17 protein-coding genes and 1 pseudogene are annotated in these 16,619 nt (G+C 70.7%); 11 read left to right on the forward strand and 7 right to left on the reverse strand.

The features are described 5' to 3' along the window. Positions 1 to 16: 16 nt before the first annotated feature. Positions 17 to 1,336, forward strand: a complete 1,320-nt coding sequence (locus tag QQZ13_RS09885) for an ROK family transcriptional regulator (RefSeq protein ID WP_284528867.1) — start codon at positions 17 to 19, stop codon at positions 1,334 to 1,336. Here QQZ13_RS09885 and QQZ13_RS09890 read toward each other — a convergent pair. Both QQZ13_RS09890 and QQZ13_RS09895 read right to left on the reverse strand, forming a co-directional pair. Beyond that, on the reverse strand, positions 1,306 to 1,923 hold the full coding sequence (locus QQZ13_RS09890) for a dihydrofolate reductase family protein (RefSeq protein WP_284528868.1): 618 nt from the start codon (positions 1,921 to 1,923) through the stop codon (positions 1,306 to 1,308). The genes QQZ13_RS09885 and QQZ13_RS09890 overlap by 31 nt on opposite strands. A 209-nt stretch (positions 1,924 to 2,132) precedes the next feature. Further along, a complete protein-coding gene (locus QQZ13_RS09895) occupies positions 2,133 to 3,146 on the reverse strand; it encodes a LacI family DNA-binding transcriptional regulator (RefSeq protein ID WP_284528869.1) in 1,014 nt (337 codons plus the stop codon). 155 nt (positions 3,147 to 3,301) lie between these two features. On the opposite strand from QQZ13_RS09895, the gene QQZ13_RS09900 reads away from it, so the two are divergent. The 4 genes and pseudogenes from QQZ13_RS09900 to QQZ13_RS09910 all read left to right on the forward strand — a co-directional run bounded on the left by QQZ13_RS09900 (position 3,302) and on the right by QQZ13_RS09910 (position 8,238). After that, entirely contained in the window at positions 3,302 to 4,237 is a 936-nt protein-coding gene (locus QQZ13_RS09900; protein WP_284528870.1) for a dihydrodipicolinate synthase family protein, read from the forward strand. A gap of 128 nt (positions 4,238 to 4,365) precedes the next feature. Further along, positions 4,366 to 5,682, forward strand: a complete 1,317-nt coding sequence (locus QQZ13_RS09905; RefSeq protein WP_284528871.1) for an Nramp family divalent metal transporter — start codon at positions 4,366 to 4,368, stop codon at positions 5,680 to 5,682. 516 nt (positions 5,683 to 6,198) lie between these two features. Beyond that, positions 6,199 to 6,381: pseudogene (locus tag QQZ13_RS16330) on the forward strand (hypothetical protein); the annotation flags it as partial. 1,368 nt (positions 6,382 to 7,749) lie between these two features. Then, positions 7,750 to 8,238 carry an FBP domain-containing protein gene (locus QQZ13_RS09910; protein ID WP_284528872.1) on the forward strand — a complete coding sequence of 163 codons (489 nt, stop codon included), beginning with the start codon at positions 7,750 to 7,752 and terminating at the stop codon, positions 8,236 to 8,238. Between the two features lie 22 nt (positions 8,239 to 8,260). On the opposite strand, the gene QQZ13_RS09915 is transcribed toward QQZ13_RS09910, so the two are convergent. Continuing rightward, entirely contained in the window at positions 8,261 to 8,518 is a 258-nt protein-coding gene (locus QQZ13_RS09915) for an RNA-binding S4 domain-containing protein (protein WP_284528873.1), read from the reverse strand. A 65-nt stretch (positions 8,519 to 8,583) separates the two neighbouring features. Here QQZ13_RS09915 and QQZ13_RS09920 point away from each other — a divergent pair, with 65 nt between their 5' ends. The 6 genes from QQZ13_RS09920 to QQZ13_RS09945 all read left to right on the forward strand — a co-directional run bounded on the left by QQZ13_RS09920 (position 8,584) and on the right by QQZ13_RS09945 (position 13,157). Next, on the forward strand, positions 8,584 to 9,420 hold the full coding sequence (locus QQZ13_RS09920) for a sugar nucleotide-binding protein (RefSeq protein ID WP_284528874.1): 837 nt from the start codon (positions 8,584 to 8,586) through the stop codon (positions 9,418 to 9,420). A 153-nt stretch (positions 9,421 to 9,573) separates the two neighbouring features. Further along, entirely contained in the window at positions 9,574 to 10,290 is a 717-nt protein-coding gene (locus QQZ13_RS09925) for an SDR family NAD(P)-dependent oxidoreductase (RefSeq protein ID WP_284528875.1), read from the forward strand. Between the two features lie 68 nt (positions 10,291 to 10,358). Continuing rightward, positions 10,359 to 10,850, forward strand: coding sequence for a MerR family transcriptional regulator (locus QQZ13_RS09930; protein ID WP_284528876.1), 492 nt, complete (start codon positions 10,359 to 10,361; stop codon positions 10,848 to 10,850). After that, positions 10,847 to 11,827 carry an aldo/keto reductase gene (locus QQZ13_RS09935; protein ID WP_284528877.1) on the forward strand — a complete coding sequence of 327 codons (981 nt, stop codon included), beginning with the start codon at positions 10,847 to 10,849 and terminating at the stop codon, positions 11,825 to 11,827. The genes QQZ13_RS09930 and QQZ13_RS09935 overlap by 4 nt, the downstream gene beginning before the upstream one ends. Positions 11,828 to 11,940: 113 nt before the next feature. Continuing rightward, positions 11,941 to 12,678 carry an SDR family oxidoreductase gene (locus QQZ13_RS09940; RefSeq protein WP_284528878.1) on the forward strand — a complete coding sequence of 246 codons (738 nt, stop codon included), beginning with the start codon at positions 11,941 to 11,943 and terminating at the stop codon, positions 12,676 to 12,678. A gap of 17 nt (positions 12,679 to 12,695) precedes the next feature. Beyond that, positions 12,696 to 13,157 carry a hypothetical protein gene (locus QQZ13_RS09945; RefSeq protein WP_284528879.1) on the forward strand — a complete coding sequence of 154 codons (462 nt, stop codon included), beginning with the start codon at positions 12,696 to 12,698 and terminating at the stop codon, positions 13,155 to 13,157. On the opposite strand, the gene QQZ13_RS09950 is transcribed toward QQZ13_RS09945, so the two are convergent. From QQZ13_RS09950 to QQZ13_RS09965, 4 genes are read right to left on the reverse strand one after another with little or no spacing between them, the layout of a single operon-like run. Further along, positions 13,126 to 14,376 (reverse strand): sugar MFS transporter, encoded by a 1,251-nt coding sequence (locus QQZ13_RS09950; RefSeq protein ID WP_284528880.1) that lies wholly within the window; start codon positions 14,374 to 14,376, stop codon positions 13,126 to 13,128. The genes QQZ13_RS09945 and QQZ13_RS09950 overlap by 32 nt on opposite strands. A 34-nt stretch (positions 14,377 to 14,410) precedes the next feature. Next, positions 14,411 to 14,596, reverse strand: coding sequence for a hypothetical protein (locus QQZ13_RS09955; RefSeq protein WP_284528881.1), 186 nt, complete (start codon positions 14,594 to 14,596; stop codon positions 14,411 to 14,413). Then, a complete protein-coding gene (locus QQZ13_RS09960) occupies positions 14,597 to 15,361 on the reverse strand; it encodes an HAD-IIB family hydrolase (RefSeq protein WP_284529167.1) in 765 nt (254 codons plus the stop codon). A gap of 19 nt (positions 15,362 to 15,380) precedes the next feature. Continuing rightward, complete coding sequence (locus QQZ13_RS09965; RefSeq protein ID WP_284528882.1) at positions 15,381 to 16,394, reverse strand: LacI family DNA-binding transcriptional regulator; 1,014 nt, start codon at positions 16,392 to 16,394, stop codon at positions 15,381 to 15,383. Positions 16,395 to 16,619 lie beyond the last annotated feature (225 nt).

Raw genomic sequence — 16,619 nt, forward strand, 5'->3', positions numbered from 1 at the left:
CGGATACCTTCGGAGGATGAGCTCACCCGGCGGCCGCCACCTCGTCGCGGCGGAGTCGCTGACCGTCACCGACCTGCGCCAGCGCAACCGCTCGGCGGCGCTCCAGTTCATCATCCGCGAGCGCGAGACCACGCGTGCCGACGTCGCCCGGCACTGCGGGCTGTCCACCGCCGCGGCCGCCAACATCGTCACCGAGCTGCTGGCGGCGGGCCTCGTGGCCGAGTACGGCAGCCGTGCCTCCCGCGGAGGCCGCCCCATCGCCATCATCGGACCGCGCCTCGACGGCGCCTTCGCCGTCGGCGCCGACGTCGGCGAGCGCGGCGTCGCGGTCGAGCTGTTCGATCTCGGCCTCAACCCCGTCGACCGCGAGTTCCGCGGCGGCGCCCGCCAGGAGTCGCCCGACGACATCCACCGCGACCTGCGCGAGGCGCTGGAGGCCCTGCGGGTGCGCAATCTCGAGCGCTGGCCGAAGGTGCTGGGGATCGGCCTGGGTCTTCCCGGCGTGGTTGAAACGGCCCCCGACGGCACCCAGACGCTCTTCGCGCAGTCGCTCGGGTGGGACGCACACACCATCCCCACGGACCTCGCCGGAGACCTGCCCGTGTTCGCCGAGAACGGCGCGAAGACGCAGGCACGGGCGGAGCTGTGGTTCGGCGCCGCACGCGGGTCGGCGCACGCGCTCGTCGCGCTGCTCGGTCGCGGCGTCGGTCTGGGCGTCATCAGCGACGGACAGCTCGCGCACGGCGCGTTCAGCAGCGCCACCGAGTGGGGGCACACCAAGATCCGCTTCGACGGGGAGGTGTGCCGCTGCGGCGACCGCGGCTGCGTCGAGGCCTACGTCGGGGCGGATGCGGTGCTCGGCGCCTGGCGCGCAGCCGGCGGGCAGTTCGAGGGCAGCGGCTGGACCGCGCTCGGCGCGCTCCTCGACGCGGCCGTCTCGGGCGACGAGGCGGCTGCCCGGGTGGTGGCGGGAGCCGTCGACGCGCTCGGCGCGGCGCTCGGCAGCATGGTCAATCTCCTCAACCCGCAGCGCATCGTGATCGGCGGCTGGGTGGGTCTGCGGCTCATGGAGCGCCACGCCGACGACGTGCTCGCCGCGACCCGTGCCCGCAGCCTCCGCCGGCTGTCCGAGCAGTTCGACATCGTCCCGGCCACCTTCGGCGGCGACACCGTCGCGCTCGGATCCGCCCTCATGCCGATCGAGCAGCTCATCGCCCAGGGCCGCTCAGTGGACCAGGGTCGTTCAGTAGACCAGGGGCGCTCAGTGGACCAGGGTCGTTCAGTAGACCAGGGTCGATCTGTGGATCAGGTGGCCGGGGGAACGACCCGCCGGTAGCGGATGTGCGTGGCCAGCACGGAGGGCAGCACCTCGACCGGCTCGAAGTCGAAGGCCACCTCGCCGTCGAAGATCCGCTCACCCGATCCGAGGAGCACGGGCGCGATGTCGAGGGTGAGCTCGTCGATCACCCCGGCCGCGAGAGCCTGCCGCACGGTCGATGCGCCGCCGGCGATGTCGACGCCGCGGTCGCCCGCCGCGTCGAGCGCTCGTGCGTAGGCGGCGTCGAATCCGTCGGTCACGAAGTGGAAGGTGGTGCCGCCCGCCATCTCGATCGACGCGCGCTCGTGGTGGGTGAGCACGAACACGGGCGCGTGATACGGCGGCTCGTCGCCCCACCATCCGCGCCACCGGTCGTCCCACGCGCCGCGGATCGGGCCGAACATGTTGCGGCCCATCACGTACGCGCCGCGCGGTCGCCCGAGCCACGCGGACGCCTCGGCATCCGCCTCCGTCGCCCGTGGATCGCCCAGGTGCCACCGGTGCAGCTCCAGCCCCCGTCGGCCGAGCGGGTCCTCCGGCGACTGCGACGGCCCGGCGACGAAGCCGTCGAGCGAGATGGACATGTGGCAGGTGGTGTCCGCCATCGCCGCCCCTTCCGTGGGATTCCCACGCACCGTATCGCACGCCGCCGACGCCGCACGAGGCCGGCGTCGCACCGCCGCCGGGTCGCGGATTCGGATGATCGCACCCGAATCGGACCCGCCCGGCCGAATCCTCCGAATCCGCGACGATTCTCCGAATCCGGGATGGACGGGATCCGAGACGGCGCCCATCGGCGGGCGGGCGTGCCCTGTCAGCGCGGCTGGCCGGGCCGGGCGGTCGACGCGCGGGGGATGAGGGTGGGGAGCGCTCGGCGCGGCTCCGAGGTGGCGGCGCCGTCGAGCAGCAGCTCGATCGCCGACGCGGCGATCTGGTCGAACGGCGTGTGGACGCTCGTCATCGGCGTGGGCAGGCGCGAGGCGAGCGGGATGTCGTTGTAGCCGACGACGGAGAGGTCACGGGCGACGCGGATGCCGAGGGACAGCGCCGCGCTCACCACCCCGATCGCGAGGTTGTCGTTCGCCGCGAAGATCGCCGTCGGCCGTCGCCGGGGGTCGGTCAGCAGCTGACGGCCGGCCTCGACGCCGTGGTCCACGCCGTAGCCGGCCCAGACGATGCGCTCGTCGGGCACCGTCAAGCCGGCTTCGCCGAGCGCGCGGAGGGCGCCCGCGTGGCGGTCGACGCCGGTGGAGGTGAACAGGGGCCCGTTGACGAGGGCGATCTCGCGGTGCCCGAGATCGATGAGGTGCCGCACGGCCATGTAGCCTCCGGCCTCGTCGTCGCCGAGCGACGAGGGGCTGACCCGGTCGGTGCGCAGTGCCAGGACGTGCGGGATGCCGCGGGCCCGGAGCGAGGCGGGGAGGTCGTCGTCGAGGCGGGCGGTCGCGAGGATGAGGCCGTCGAGGCCGCGGTCGAGGAGGGTCTCGGTGGCGCGGCGCTCCTCGGCGGGGTCGTCGCCGCACGTCGCGACCACGGCGAAGTAGCCCTGGCGCCGCGCCGTGCGCTCGATCGCCTCGAACATCAGGGCCATCACCGCATCGGTCAGCCGGGGGACGAGCACGCCGATCGTCGCCGTCGCGCCCCGCCGCAGGCTGGACGCGTACATGTTGCGCCGATAGCCGAGCCGGTCGGCGGTGTCGCGCACCTTCTGCGCCGTCGCCGTGCGCGACGACGGGATGCGCTCGTCGAGCACGCGACTCACCGTCGAGATGCTGACGCCCGCCGCGTCTGCGACATCGCGCAGCGTGACGGTCTGACGTTCGGCCATCGCTCCTCCTCCCTGCCGAGTCTAGGCGGCTCGGGAACGTTTGCAATCGAGCTCTTGACACGCGGCGCGGCTCGCGTGCATACTCGTCCTGCAAACGTTCCTGCAAACGTTATTGTGAACGTTTCTACATCGACGTGAAACGCAAGGAGAACATCATGGTCCTCGACCTCCGCGGCCTGAACCCCGCCCCCGTCACCCCCTTCACCGAGGACGGCGAGGTCGACTTCGCCGCCATCCAGCGCCTGGGCTCCTGGCTCGGCTCGATCGACGGCGTGAAGAGCCTCGTCGTGCTCGGCCACGCCGGCGAGGGCACCTTCCTCACCGAGCCCGAGCAACTCGACGTGATCCGCGCCTTCCGGGACTCGGTCGAGGGCCGGCTGCCGATCATCGCCGGCATCACGAAGGAGGGGAACAAGACGGCCGCCCTCGAGGCGAAGGCCGCCGCGGACGCCGGCGCCGTCGGCGCCCTGGTCTACCCCTCGCACGGGTGGCTCCGCTTCGGCTTCCAGCCCGGCGCGCCGCAGACCCGCTACCGCGCCATCTGGGAGGAGTCGGGCCTCGAGGAGATCCTGTTCCAGTACCCGGACAACACGAAGGCGTCGTACGACCTCGACACACAGCTGGAGATCGCCGGCCAGGAGGGCGTCAACCACACGAAGAACGGCGTGCGGAACATGAAGCGGTGGTACACCGAGATCCCCGCCCTGCGTGCGGCGTACCCCGAACTGCAGGTCCTCTCGTGCCACGACGAGTACCTGCTGCCGACGATGTTCGACGTCGACGGCCTCCTCGTCGGCTACGGGAACATCGCCCCCGAGGCGCTCGTCGAGCTGATCGAGGCCGGGAAGCGGAAGGACTACGCCGCCGCCCACGCCATCCACGAGAAGCTGCTCCCCGTGACGAAGGCGGTCTACCACCGCGGCTCGCACATGGAGGGCACGGTCGCGCTCAAGTGGGGTCTCGTCAACCGCGGGATCCTCGACCACGCCACCGTGCGCACGCCCCTGCTGCCGCTGCCCGACGGCGCGTCGGCCGAGATCGCCGCCGCGTTCCGGTCGGCCGAGCTCGCACCGGTCACCGTCTCGGCGTGACCGCCTGCCCGCGGCGGCGACCACGCCGCCGCGGGCATCCTCCTCGTCGCGCCGATGCGGCATTCCCCTCGTCGTCAATGAAGACCGAGCGGCCAGTGGCCGCCCTCCTCGAAGGAGAGCAACACGAAATGAACGAACACGTCACCTCCCGACCGCCCGCAACCCCGGGCACCGGCCACGGCCACATCGATACTGAGACGGTGCGCAACATCGTCGAGTCGCGGAAGACGCGCCGCACCCTCTGGCGCCAGCTCGCGCTCATCGGGCCGGCCTTCGTCGCCGGCGCCTGGCAGTTCGGCCCCGGCAACCTGACGACCGCCATGAACGCGGGCGCCCTCTACGGGTACGCGCTCATCTGGGTCATCATCGTCTCCACGATCCTCATGATCTTCCTCACCGACATGAGCGTGCGCCTGGGCATCCGCACCCCCGTCTCCCTCATCTCGTCCATCAAGGAGCGCCTCGGCGGCTGGGTCGGCGTCGTCGCCGGCTTCGGCGTCTTCCTCATCACCCTGTGCTTCTCGGTCGGCAACGCCGTCGGCTCGGGCGTGGGTCTCTCCATGCTCATCCCCGGCACCTCGCCCGTCATGTGGACCGTCATCTGCACCGTCGCCGTGGCGTCCATCCTGCTGCTGAAGGGCATCTACGGGATCGTCGAGAAGATCCTCATCGTGATCGTCGCCCTCATGGCGGTGAGCTTCATCGTCTCGGCCTTCGTGTCGAACCCGGACTGGGCGGCCGCCGGGGCCGGCCTCATCCCCGTCATCCCCGACGGCGCGTGGCTGCTCATCATCGGGCTCGTGGGCACCAACTTCTCGATCAACGCCGCGTTCTACACCTCCTACGGCACCAAGGCGCGTCGTCGCACCGAGGCGGACTACCGCGACATCACGATGGTCGACACCGTGCCGGGCATCATCGCGCCCGGTGTCATGACCGCGCTCGTGATCGTCGTGGCCGCCGCCGTGCTGAACGCCACCGGCACCGATGCGCCGGGCGCCTTCGGCGGGCTCGCGAAGATCTTCGAGCCGGTCGCCGGCCCCGTCGGAGCCTGGATCTTCGCGCTCGGATTCTTCGGCTCGGCCTTCTCGTCGATGATCCCGAACTGCATCGCGGGCGGCACGATGCTCTCCGACGCGCTGGGGAAGGGCGCCTCTGCCGACACCCGCACCGCCCGGCTCGGGAGCGCGTTCATCCTCGCCTTCGGGCTCACCATCACGATCGTGTTCGCCGGGTCGTCGCCGGTCGAGCTCATCATCATCGCCCAGGCGCTGACCGTGCTGTTCGCACCGATCCTGGCCGCGCTGATCCTCGTCATGGCCAATGACCGGAAGCTCATGGGCCGGCTGCGCAACCGGTGGTGGCAGAACGCCTTCGGCGTGCTGGGCCTGGTCTCGGTGCTCGCCCTGTCGGTCCGCCTCATCGTGAGCCTCGTCGGCGGCTGAGCTCGGACGAGACGTGCACGGAACGGCCCCCGACGGTGAGCGGGGGCCGTTCCGCTGCGTGCGGCGCCCGTCCCGCGCAGCCCGTCGGAGTGATCGAGAGAGCTCTCATGCAGCGTCAACCGCCACCGGTGTGATGCTCGCCTGTCCAGCACCGCCCTCTTCCGCATTCCTCCTCGAGGCGGCAATGAAGCCGGCAAAAGCGCGGAGAACCCGGCGCCTTGAATGAACCCATGCCGGCGCGATTGAGGCGAAGAGATCGTTCGCGGTGCACTGAGCAGCAGAGCTCTCCGGCCGCCCACACCGGTGCCACGCCTCGCGGATGAGCGCGGACTTCCGTGCCCGACCGGCGACGCCGCGGCGATCCATCTGCTCAGTTCGCAGGCGTGGTCGTGACGGACAACGCCGACGAGCAAACCTCCTCTTGTCAGGAGAGGGCCGGAAACGCCTGCTCGTCCTGCGCACCTTGACGAGCGGTGGGGCAGTGCATTCTCCTAGAGTCGTTCCTGGTACACCGGTTCGTCCGTTACTGGATGCTTGGGGTCGTCGACCTTCGATCTCCAAGGCGTAATGACCCACGAGGCCGGACACTTCTTCGGACTCAATCACGTTGCACAGGCGACCTATCAGGTCATGGCTCCCGCGACGGACTCCTGTCGACGTCGCAGCGGAGGCTGGGCAACGGTGACTTGGCCGGCATGAAAGCGAGATACCCGTGAGTAGAAGAGTGCTCGTCGTGCTTGTGGTGCTCATGATCGTCGTGGTGGCAGGGCTTGTGGCGCTCTACCTCACCGGGAACCTCGGCAATCGCGCAATTCCCTGACGCCCCGCCGTTCCGCTGCCTGCGGCGGGCGCCGCCCCCGGCGGCGTGAAGTCCGTTCACTCGGCACTTACGGGCGTCTCTCATTCGTCGAGGAGTTCGCCACTAAGCAGGTGTCGAACGAGGACTACCGTCCAAGCAGTCACGTGCGAGGTCGTCTGCTACCTCGGGTTCTTGGGCGAGTGCCGGTAGCCCAGCCCGGGTAGGCGGGGCCCCGTGCCGTGGGCCCGTAGACGTCGGGCCGCCTCGCGACACTCTATGCCTAGCAATGGCGTGTGGACGGCTCGGATCCGACCCGCTATGGTCGGGCCACCGAATGCGAGGGAGCGTTCACCGATGAGAACAGACCGCGGTCATGCAGAGCGCCTCAAACTACGCCCGCACAGAGGCTATGGAGCCCACTGACCTTGTCACGTCGGTCGTATCCGCAACCACTTCGCCGAATGTGGTCGTCGCTGATGCGAACTGGGCGAGCCTCTGCGGATTCGTATGGTGGTCCTCATCGTCATCAGGGGGGGCTGGTCGGTCTGGCAACTTGCGACAGTCTTTCGGGATCGTCCTGCGCGAAACACAGTGTCTACTACCAAGAACCGTTCACGTCATCCACCACGACGTCGAATCGGCGCGGGCTTGCATGCCACGAGTTCGGACACACGGTTGGCCTTATGCATAGAACGGATACCAGCTGCACCCAGCAGGGATATCCGAAGCCATCACTTGTCTGTGGTTCGCACGATACAGCGCACATCAACGGAGTACTTGGGTCTTGTCGAGTCGGATGAGACCATCCGCTACCCGCTTATCTCCGATTCGAGCGAGGTGGAAGGGGTCGGATCGCTCGCCGAGCTGCGCGATGCCCTCGCGCAAGAGCACGAGCCGCGCGCCGGCGACCTCCTCGGGGCGGGGTAGTACCCCGGAGCCCTGCACGGGCCGTTGATCGCCGGCACCGAACACCCAGGCACGACCAGTCCTTCTCATGTCGGCCCGGCGATTCGCCCAGCCTGTGCGACATACCAGGCAGCGGACATAGACTCGTCGCATGCTTTCCGTGTGGCGCACCTCGCAGGTGCAGGAGGAGGTCTCCGGCGCGCACTGCGCCGGCGGCACAGACTGACGCCCCTGCCGACACCGATCCGGTCGTCGGCTCTTCCGTCGTCTCCTCTTCCTCGGCGCCCACGCTGCCCGGTATCCCGGGTATCCGCCGGTGTGCGCCGCCTCACCCGCCTCTTCCGAGGCAGAAAGCAGCCATCATGCTCCCCGTCGACGAGCGCACGATCCGTGCGTCGTTCCTCAACGCCTCCCGCAAGGAGGCCGCGTCCCTCACCCTTCCCGCAGGGTTCGACGACCTCGACGTCGACGCGCTCGACTTCCTCGGGTGGTCCGACCCGAAGATGCCGCGCCGCGCGTACGTCGTGGCTCAGGACGAGGCGGGCGACACCGTCGCCGTCCTCCTGCAGCAGGCCGAGCAGCGCACCCTCGCCCGGGCGCAGTGCTCCTGGTGCGACGACGTCACGCTCCGCAACGACGTCCAGTTCTTCGCGGCGCGCAAGGCCGGTGCCGCCGGACGCCGCGGCGACGTCCTCGGCACGCTGATCTGCACGAACTTCGCGTGCTCGGCGAACGTGCGGCGCCTGCCGCCGCTCGCCTACGAGGGATACGACCGCGGGGCCGCGCGCGACCTGCGCATCCTGCGGCTGCAGGAGCACGTGCAGGGCTTCCTCCGCGAGCTGCGCGGCTGACGCGTCCGATGGTTCGGGGGCGTCAGGGTGCGACGCGCACCCGGCGTCCCTCGAACTCGACGACGTCGCCGAGCTGGAGCTGCCGCCCGCGGCGGCGGTCGACCTCGCCGTTGACCGTCACGAGGCCGTCGATGACGGCCTCCTTCACGTCGCCGCCGGAGTCGAGCACGCCCGCGAACTTCAGGAACGGGCCGAGGCGGATCATGTCGCCGCCGATCGAGATGTCGTCGATGGGTGCCGAGTCGGGGGATGCCGGGGTTTTGGATGCCGGGGTGCTCACCCTCGAATGGTAGGCCACCGGGCCGGAGCCGATCCGAGCCGGCGGCGGGCTCGTAGGCTGACACGATGACCGATGTGCGCGGAGCCGAGCCGCGACCGGACCGGGCCTCCGGGCGCACGCTGCTTGTCGGCTGCGGCCGGGTGGCCACCCGGCTCGGGCTCCGCCTCGCCGCGCGAGGGGACGAGGTGATCGGCGTCCGACGGCATGCGGGCGACCTCCCGGCGGGCTTCCGCGCCCTCGTGCACGATCTCGATGCTCCGCTTCCCTCGGCGCTGCCCGCGGTCGACTCGATGGTCATCACCCTCCCTCCCGGACGCGAGGGCTCGCCGGGTTACCGGGCGCGGCTGGATCATGTCGCCGCGGCGCTCCCCGCCGTCCCGGCGCGGACGGTGTTCGTCTCCTCGACCGGGGTGTTCGAGCGGAAGGGTGCGGCGGCCGTCGACGAGTCGCACCGGCCGCAGCCGACGTCGCCGCGCGGACAGAAGCTCTGGGAGGGCGAGACCGCGGCGCGGGAGCTCTTCGCGGCGGTCGTCGTGCGTCCGGCGGGCATCTACGGGCCGGGACGCGAGCACCTCGTGCGCCAGGTCCGCACCGGGGCGCAGGTCGACTACTCCCGTCGCACCAACCGCATTCACGAGGCGGATCTCGCGCGAGCGCTCGACCGCATCCTCACGATGGCGGACCCGCCCGCCGTCCTCCACGCGGTGGACTCCGCGCCCGCGCTCCTGGGCGAGGTCGTGGCGTTCATCGCCGACGAGCTGCGCCTCCCTCACCCGCCCCGCGCCGCGGCGCGGCACGAGGGGATCGTGCTCGACGGCCGCCTTCTGCGGTCGGTGCTGGGCGAGCTCGAGTTCCCCGACTACCGCAGCGGCTACCGCGACCTGCTCGGCCGTCGCCCCTGACGGCGACGGCGACTGCCGATCCCGTGGCAACGGCAGGCTGGATCCGCCGTTTCGGGCGGATCCGGCCCGGAACCGACGATCCAGCCTGCTTTTCGCACGTCGATCGCATCGGAGGACGGCCGTCCCCGCCCGGCCACGGGCTAGCGTGAACCCATGGCATCTGTTCTCGTCACGGGATCCGCGGGCGGACTGGGTCTGAACGCCGCCGCACAACTGGCGCGCGACGGGCACGACGTGGTCGTCCACGCCCGCCGCGCCGACCGTCTGCCGGCCCCGCCCGAGGGCCACTCGTGGGCGGGTGCGGTGGTCGGCGACCTGTCATCCCTCGACGAGGTGCGCGAGGTGGCGGCCGCGGCCGAGGAGCACGGCCGCTTCGACGCCGTCATCCACAACGCCGGCCTCCTCGACGTCGCCGGGATGATCGAGGTGAACATCGTCGCCCCGTTCGCGCTCACGGCGCTGATGACGCGGCCGTCCCGGATCATCGCCCTCAGCAGCGGCATGCACCGCGGCGGCTCCACGGATCTCACGCGGATGGCGCGGGGGAACGCCTCGTACAGCGACACGAAGCTGTGGGTGACGGCGCTGATCATGGCGTTCGCGGAGCGTTGGCCCGACACCCTCAGCCACGCCGTCGACCCCGGCTGGGTGCCGACGCGCATGGGCGGCGCCGGAGCACCCGACGATCTGGAGGCCGGCCACCTGACCCAGACCTGGCTCGCGACGGCCGACGACATCGAGCCGCGGACCGGCGGCTACTGGCATCACCGCGTCACGCAGCGCCCGCACGCCGCGGCGCTCGACCCGGGCTTCCAGCGCGCGCTCGTGGCCGCCCTTGAGGAGCGCACCGGGCTCACGCTCCCGGCGTAGCGCACCCGGCGATGCCGACATTCCCGCCGACTTGACCTGGAGCACACTCCAGCTCGCAGGATGGGGGTGTGAATGCGATCACCCTTCCCGAGCCGGCGGCCGACGTGCCCGCCGGCGGCCTCACGATCGGCGAGGTCGCACGCCTCACCGGGCTGAGCGTCGACACCCTGCGCTACTACGAGCGGGAGGGGCTGCTCCTCGAGGCCGCTCCCCGCGACCCGGCGGGGCGGCGTCGCTACGGCACTGATGGTCTGTCGTGGATCGCAGCGATCCTCATGCTGCGCGAGACGGGGATGCCGATCTCCGACATGCGTGCGCTCGCCGCGCTGTCGCGCACGGACGGCACCGAGGCCGAACGCCTCACGGTGCTGAGGGCGCACCGCCGGCGCATCCTCGAGGAGCTCGATCGCACGCGGCGGCACCTGGCCGCCCTGGAGAAGAAGATCGCGGTGTACGAGGAGGTCGTCGGCTCCGCCTCTGGCAGCGGGGAGAGCCCTGGCCGCGGGGAGAGCTCTGGCCGCGGGGAGAACTCCGGCCGCGGGGAGAGGAGCGGCTCGTGAGGAGCGCACGACTGGGCGACGGGCTGTCGGTGTCGGCGATCGGACTCGGCGCCATGGGCATGAGCGCGTACTACGGTCCCACCGACGAGACCGAGGCGATCGCGACCCTCCGCCATGCGCTCGACCTCGGCGTGACGTTCACCGACACGGCCGAGGCGTACGGGCCGTTCGAGAACGAGAAGCTCATCGCCCGCGCGATCGGAGACCGCCGCGACGAGCTGACCATCGCCACGAAGGCGTCGGCCGAGATGGACGACGACGGCACGATCCTGGGCCGCAACGGCACCCCCGAGTACATCCGGAGGGCTGCCGAGCGCTCGCTGCGGCACCTGGGCATGGAGGTCATCGACCTCTACTACCTGCACCGGGTGGACCCGCAGGTTCCCATCGAGGAGAGCGTGGGCGGCCTGGCCGAGCTCGTGAGGGAGGGAAAGGTGCGGCACATCGGCCTGTCGGAGGCCTCGGCCCCCACGCTACGGCGTGCGCAGGCGGTGCACCCCATCGCCGCGGTGCAGTCGGAGTTCTCGCTGTTCGCCCGCGACATGCTCCGCAACGACGAGAAGGCCACCGCGGACGAGCTGGGCATCGGCGTCGTCGCCTTCTCGCCGCTCGGCCGCGGCACCCTCACCGACGGCATCCGCTCGCTCGACGACCTGTCGCCCGACGACGCCCGGCGCACGCTTCCGCGCTTCCAGCCGCAGGCCTTCGCGGCCAACCGCGCCCTCGTCGATCGCGTCGAGGAGATCGCCCGCGAGCACGATGCGACCGTCGCGCAGATCGCGCTGGCCTGGGTGATGGCCGAAGGAGTCGTCCCGATCCCCGGTACGCGCCACCGGGCGCGGCTCGACGAGAACGCGGCCGCCGCCGGCATCCTGCTCACCGAGGCGGAGCGCGAGCGGCTGCGGTCCGCGCTCCCCGACGGGGAGATCGTCGGCTCGCGCGACGGCATCGACGCCCCCGCCGGCGTCGACCGCTGACCGCACGGCCCGTCGGGAGCCGCTGCGCATCCGGATCCGCCTCACACTTCCCCCTCACGCGTCGTCGTCTCTGCAGAGGGCCGGAACAGCCGGCTCGAGAGGAGTTCGGAACGGTGAAGGTACTCATCGCAGGTGGGCGTGGTCGAGTGGGCGCGAAGGTGGCGGATGCCCTGGAGGCTCGTGGAGTCGAGGTGGTCTCGGGCGGACTGGACGACGGGGTGGACTACCTCGCCGGCACGGGTGTCGCAGAGGCGCTCGAGGGCGTCGACACCATCATCAACGTGCTGAACACCGGTCGGTTCGACAAGGACGGCGCGGTCGGGTTCTTCGAGGGCTCGACCCGCACGTTGACGACGGAAGGCCTGCGTGCCGGCGTGACCCACCACATCCTGCTGTCGATCGTGGGCGTGGGCGAGGGCGATGCCTCGGACGTCGGCTACTACCTGGGGAAGGTGGCGCAGGAGCGGGCGGTCAAGGCAGGCGGGATCCCGTACACGATCGTCCGGTCCACCCAGTTCCAGAGCTACATCGGCGTGCTCGCAGACCAGCACACCGTGGACGGCACCGTCCTCGCGCCGCGGGACTACATCCAGCCGGTCGACCTGGACGAGCTCGTGGCGCTCCTCGTCGAGGTGACGCTGGAGGCGCAGCCGCGGGGGGAGGTGGAGATCGCGGGGCCCGAGCGCTTCCACCTCGACGACCTGCTGCGCGGCACCCTCGCTGCGTCCGGAGACCCCCGTCCGGTGGTCACCGTCGAGAGTGCGGGCACCATCGATGCGATGGTCCCCCGCGGCGCGTATCGCGTCGGAACGGTGCTCTTCCCGCTTCGCGACATCCCCGTCGCGCACTGATGCGGAGCGTGACGGCGATGACGAACGGCCGCTTCCCGAGCCCCTCACCCGCCCCCACCGACGCACGCGTCGGTGCCGTACAACTCGCCGCGCTGATCGGCTCGATCGTCATCGCGGCGGTCGTCGGCATCTGGGCGTACGTGTTCCCTCGCGAGTTCTACGACTCGTTCCCCGCCGTGCTGGGGGAGTGGATCTCGCAGGACGGACCTTTCAACGAGCACCTGATCCGAGACCACGGCGCCCAGTACCTCGCGCTGGGACTGGCGAGCGTGTTCGGACTGATCTGTCGCTCCCAGGTGGGCTACCGCTTGCTGGGAGTCGCGTGGACCACGTTCGGCGTGCTCCATTTCGCCTACCACGTGACGCACCTGGCGCACATGACGGTGTCCGACCAGATCGGTCAGATCACCGTGCTCGCGCTGGCCGGGCTCCTCGGCGCCGGGCTCTTCATCTCGCCGCGTCGTGAGGGGCGTCGGTAGTCGCGTCGAGTTCGCTCGACGACGCGAGTCCGCGGCGGACTCGGGCGTTGAGCATCTCCGACATGACGAGGCCGAGGATCACGAGCCCGGCGAGGAACGGCGGGAAGACCCACATCCCCGCGCCGTCCGCGAGCGCACCCAGCAGCGGCGGTGCCAGCGTCGAACCCGTGTAGGCGGCAGCCATCTGGATGCCGATGACGGCCTGGGAGTTGCGTCGGCCGAAGTTGACCGGGGTGGAATGGATGATGGCCGGGTAGATCGGTGCGCAGCCGAGGCCGAGGAGCGCGAGCCCGGCGAGGGCGGGCGCGTCGGCCTCCAGGGGGAGGGCGAGCAGGAGGACCCCCGCGCCCGCCGCGATGAAACCGCCGCGGATCATGACGGTGTCGCCGACCCGATCGGCGACGAAGCCCGCCAGGAATCGCCCCGCGGTGATGCCGAGGAGGAAGAGCGATGCGAACGCCGCCGCCGTGGCGGGGTCGATGCCACGGTCCGTGACGAGATAGGACGACGTCCAGAGGATCGCCGTGCTCTCGAGAGCGCAGTAGGCGAAGAACGCGGTCAGGATGAGCCCGACGCCCGGGATGCGGATCGCCTCCACCAGGCGCACATGGCGTCCGGTCCCCGACTCTCCCGGTGCGGCGGCTTCCTCGGCCGAGTCCGGCTTCGTCGGGTTGACCCTGCCCCAGAGGGGCAGGCTGATCAACAGGGCGACGCTCAGGACGACCTGCACCACGCCGACCGCGAGGTACGCGCCGGACCAGCCGTGCTCCGCCGCCAGCGCGTAGCTCATGATGAACGGGCTCGCGGCGGCACCGAGCCCCCAGCACGCGTGCAGCCAGTTCATGTGGCGCGCGGCGTAGTGCACGGCGACGTAGTTGTTGAGCGCCGCGTCGACGGCGCCCGCACCGAGGCCGTAGGGGATCGCCCACACGCACAGCATCCAGAAGGAGCCGGACGCGGAGAAGCCCAGAAGCGCGGCCGCGGTCATCCCGACGCTCACCGCGGTCACTGCTCCCGCACCGAACCTGCGCGTCACGCGTTCCGACGCGAGGCTCGAGAGGATCGTTCCACCGGCGATGATCATGGCGACCAGGCCGGCGAAGGCGATGGGGACGTCCAGATCCCGGTGCATGACGGGCCACCCGGCACCCAGGAGGGAGTCCGGAAGCCCCAGGCTGACGAAGGCGAAGTAGATGATCGCGAGAAGGAGCGAGTACACGCGGGTGGGACCTCTTGCGGCGTTCGGACGGGTGCTACGAAGCCGGGAGGCGGGCGGTCGCGGCGTTGAAGCCCCGACGCGCGGCCTCGATGAACTCGGCAGCGGCGTCCCGCAGCGACCGGGCGCCGAGGATACCGGAGGTCGAGCCGGTTCCCGACGCTCCCACCTTCATGATGTCGTAAACATCCGCGGGTGACGAGACGCCGCCGGCGTGCATCACTCAGCGCGCCGGAAGCGTCGGGATCAGCGCCTGCAGGAACCGCGCGGTGTCCTCCCAGTTCTCGACGGCCTGACACGCGACGCCGAGAGCGAGCACCGGGTAGTCGTTGCCGTGCACGTCGAGGCGGTCGCCGACGAACAGCATGTCGTCGAGCGGTATGCCGGTGGCTGCGGAGAGCCGACGCATCCCGTAGGCCTTGTCGATCCCGCGCTCCGTGACGTCGATCGAGGTCGAGCCTCCCGAGCGCACCTCGAGATCGGGCAGCACGGCGGCCACCGCTCGCCGCAGCTCGTCCTTCTTGCGTCCGTCGACGTCCCAGGCGCTCTTCGCGTCGACGGGGGCGTGCTGCCCGAGTGCGGAGAAGGTGACCTGCGATCCCCGATCCTCGAGGACGGGTCCCCAGGTGTGGGTCTCCCAGAGCCCCAGGCGCCGGGACTCGCTCTCGAGAGCGGCGAGCGCGCGCGCCGTCTGATCGGGGGCGAGCAGGTTCGCGTACACCTCCTCCGGGCCGTCCGAACCGACCCGGTAGTACTGCGTTCCGCAGGTGGGGAGCAGATGGAGGTGGGCGAGGGCGGCGCCCGGGAGGGGCGGGAGGTGGTCGACGACCTGCGCGCGGAACTGCCCGAGCGTGCCTCCTGAGATGATCGCGACTTCCACGCGCTGCACGAGGGCGGCGAGGAGCTCGCCGATCCGGGGGTCTATCTGCGACTTCGAAGGGGCGAGGGTGTCGTCCAGGTCGAAGGCGACGAGGCGCAGCGGTGCCATGATGCTCACTCCGCGACGGTCACAGCTGCTTCGCGGGGCCGGTGCTGCCGCGGACGATGAAGTCCACGGGCGGCAGAGCCGGCACCTCGGGCGTCGTGCCCTCCACGATGGCGACGAGTGTCTTCGCGCAGACGCGCGCCCACTCGAAGACGTCCTGTCGCACCGTCGTCAGCGGCGGCACCACGTACGGAGCGAGGGGGATGTCGTCGAAGCCGACGACGGACAGATCGTGCGGCACGCGGACGCCGCGGTCGTTCGCGGCGGACATGCCCGCGATCGCCATCAGGTCGTTCGCGTACACGATCGCGCTCGGGGGGCGGGCCAGATCGAGGAGCTCATGGGTGGCGCGCGCCCCCGACGCCCCCGTGAAGTCCGCGTCGACGACGGGTCCCGGCTCGAGCCCGAGTTGGTCCATCTCATCGAGCCACGCGCGACGGCGCGCCTCCGAGTGCACGTACCGGTCGGATCCGGCGACATGGGCTATCCGACGGTGTCCGAGCGCGTACAGGTGCCGGACGGCCCGCCGGATCCCGGCGGCGTCGTCGAGTCCGATCAACCGGCTCGCGTCGGAGCCGGCCTCCGTGGGGCCCACCATGACGCAGGGAAGACCCAGCTCATCGAGTTCCCGAGGCCGCTCGTCGTCGATACGGAGGTCGGTGAGGAACACCCCGTCGACCCGCGCCTCGTGGGCGAACCGCACGTAGGCGTCGCGCTCGGTCTGCTCGTTGTCGACCACCTGGAGGACGAGCGCGTACTTCACCTCGGACAGGCCGCTCTCGACGCCGGCGACGAACTGCGGGAAGAACGGGTCCGTGCTGAGCAGCTCGGCCTCGCGACGAACCACCAGGCCGAAGGCCTGCGCACGGCTGCGCGAGAGTGCGCGTGCCCGTGCGTCCGGTCGCCAGCCGAGCTCCTCGGCTGCCTGCAGGATCCGATCACGAGCGGCCTCGCCCACACCGGAGCGGCCGTTGAAGACGAAGGACACGGCGCTCTTGGACACCTTCGCCCGAGCGGCGACATCGCCGATGGTCACCCGTCGCTCCCGGGCCTCCGATCGTGAGGGCCGGATGGGGCCAGGCCCCCCGGGGGGAACGATGCCGTTCGCTGCGTCTTTCACACTCGCGATCATAGCGCGCGTTTAGGTGAGATTTAGGAGACGTGCGCATCCCATCGCCCACGATTTCCCTGTCGTGAGGGCGCGCACTCGATCAAATTGACGTGTTCGAACAAAACCGGTTTACTAGCCGTGTCGCCCGCA

The sequence above is a fragment of the Microbacterium sp. T2.11-28 genome, assembly GCF_950097975.1.
Taxonomy (GTDB): Bacteria; Actinomycetota; Actinomycetes; order Actinomycetales; family Microbacteriaceae; genus Microbacterium.

Excerpts from the sequence above, each read along its gene's own strand:
- QQZ13_RS09885 (WP_284528867.1), top strand. The coding sequence starts at position 17 with ATGAGCTCACCCGGCGGCCGCCACCTCGTCGCGGCGGAGTCGCTGACC.
- QQZ13_RS09960 (WP_284529167.1), bottom strand. The coding sequence starts at position 15,361 with ATGGCACCGCTGCGCCTCGTCGCCTTCGACCTGGACGACACCCTCGCC.
- QQZ13_RS09900 (WP_284528870.1), top strand. The coding sequence starts at position 3,302 with ATGGTCCTCGACCTCCGCGGCCTGAACCCCGCCCCCGTCACCCCCTTC.
- QQZ13_RS09925 (WP_284528875.1), top strand. The coding sequence starts at position 9,574 with ATGGCATCTGTTCTCGTCACGGGATCCGCGGGCGGACTGGGTCTGAAC.
- QQZ13_RS09890 (WP_284528868.1), bottom strand. The coding sequence starts at position 1,923 with ATGGCGGACACCACCTGCCACATGTCCATCTCGCTCGACGGCTTCGTC.
- QQZ13_RS09895 (WP_284528869.1), bottom strand. The coding sequence starts at position 3,146 with ATGGCCGAACGTCAGACCGTCACGCTGCGCGATGTCGCAGACGCGGCG.
- QQZ13_RS09910 (WP_284528872.1), top strand. The coding sequence starts at position 7,750 with ATGCTCCCCGTCGACGAGCGCACGATCCGTGCGTCGTTCCTCAACGCC.
- QQZ13_RS09920 (WP_284528874.1), top strand. The coding sequence starts at position 8,584 with ATGACCGATGTGCGCGGAGCCGAGCCGCGACCGGACCGGGCCTCCGGG.
- QQZ13_RS09905 (WP_284528871.1), top strand. The coding sequence starts at position 4,366 with ATGAACGAACACGTCACCTCCCGACCGCCCGCAACCCCGGGCACCGGC.
- QQZ13_RS09945 (WP_284528879.1), top strand. The coding sequence starts at position 12,696 with ATGACGAACGGCCGCTTCCCGAGCCCCTCACCCGCCCCCACCGACGCA.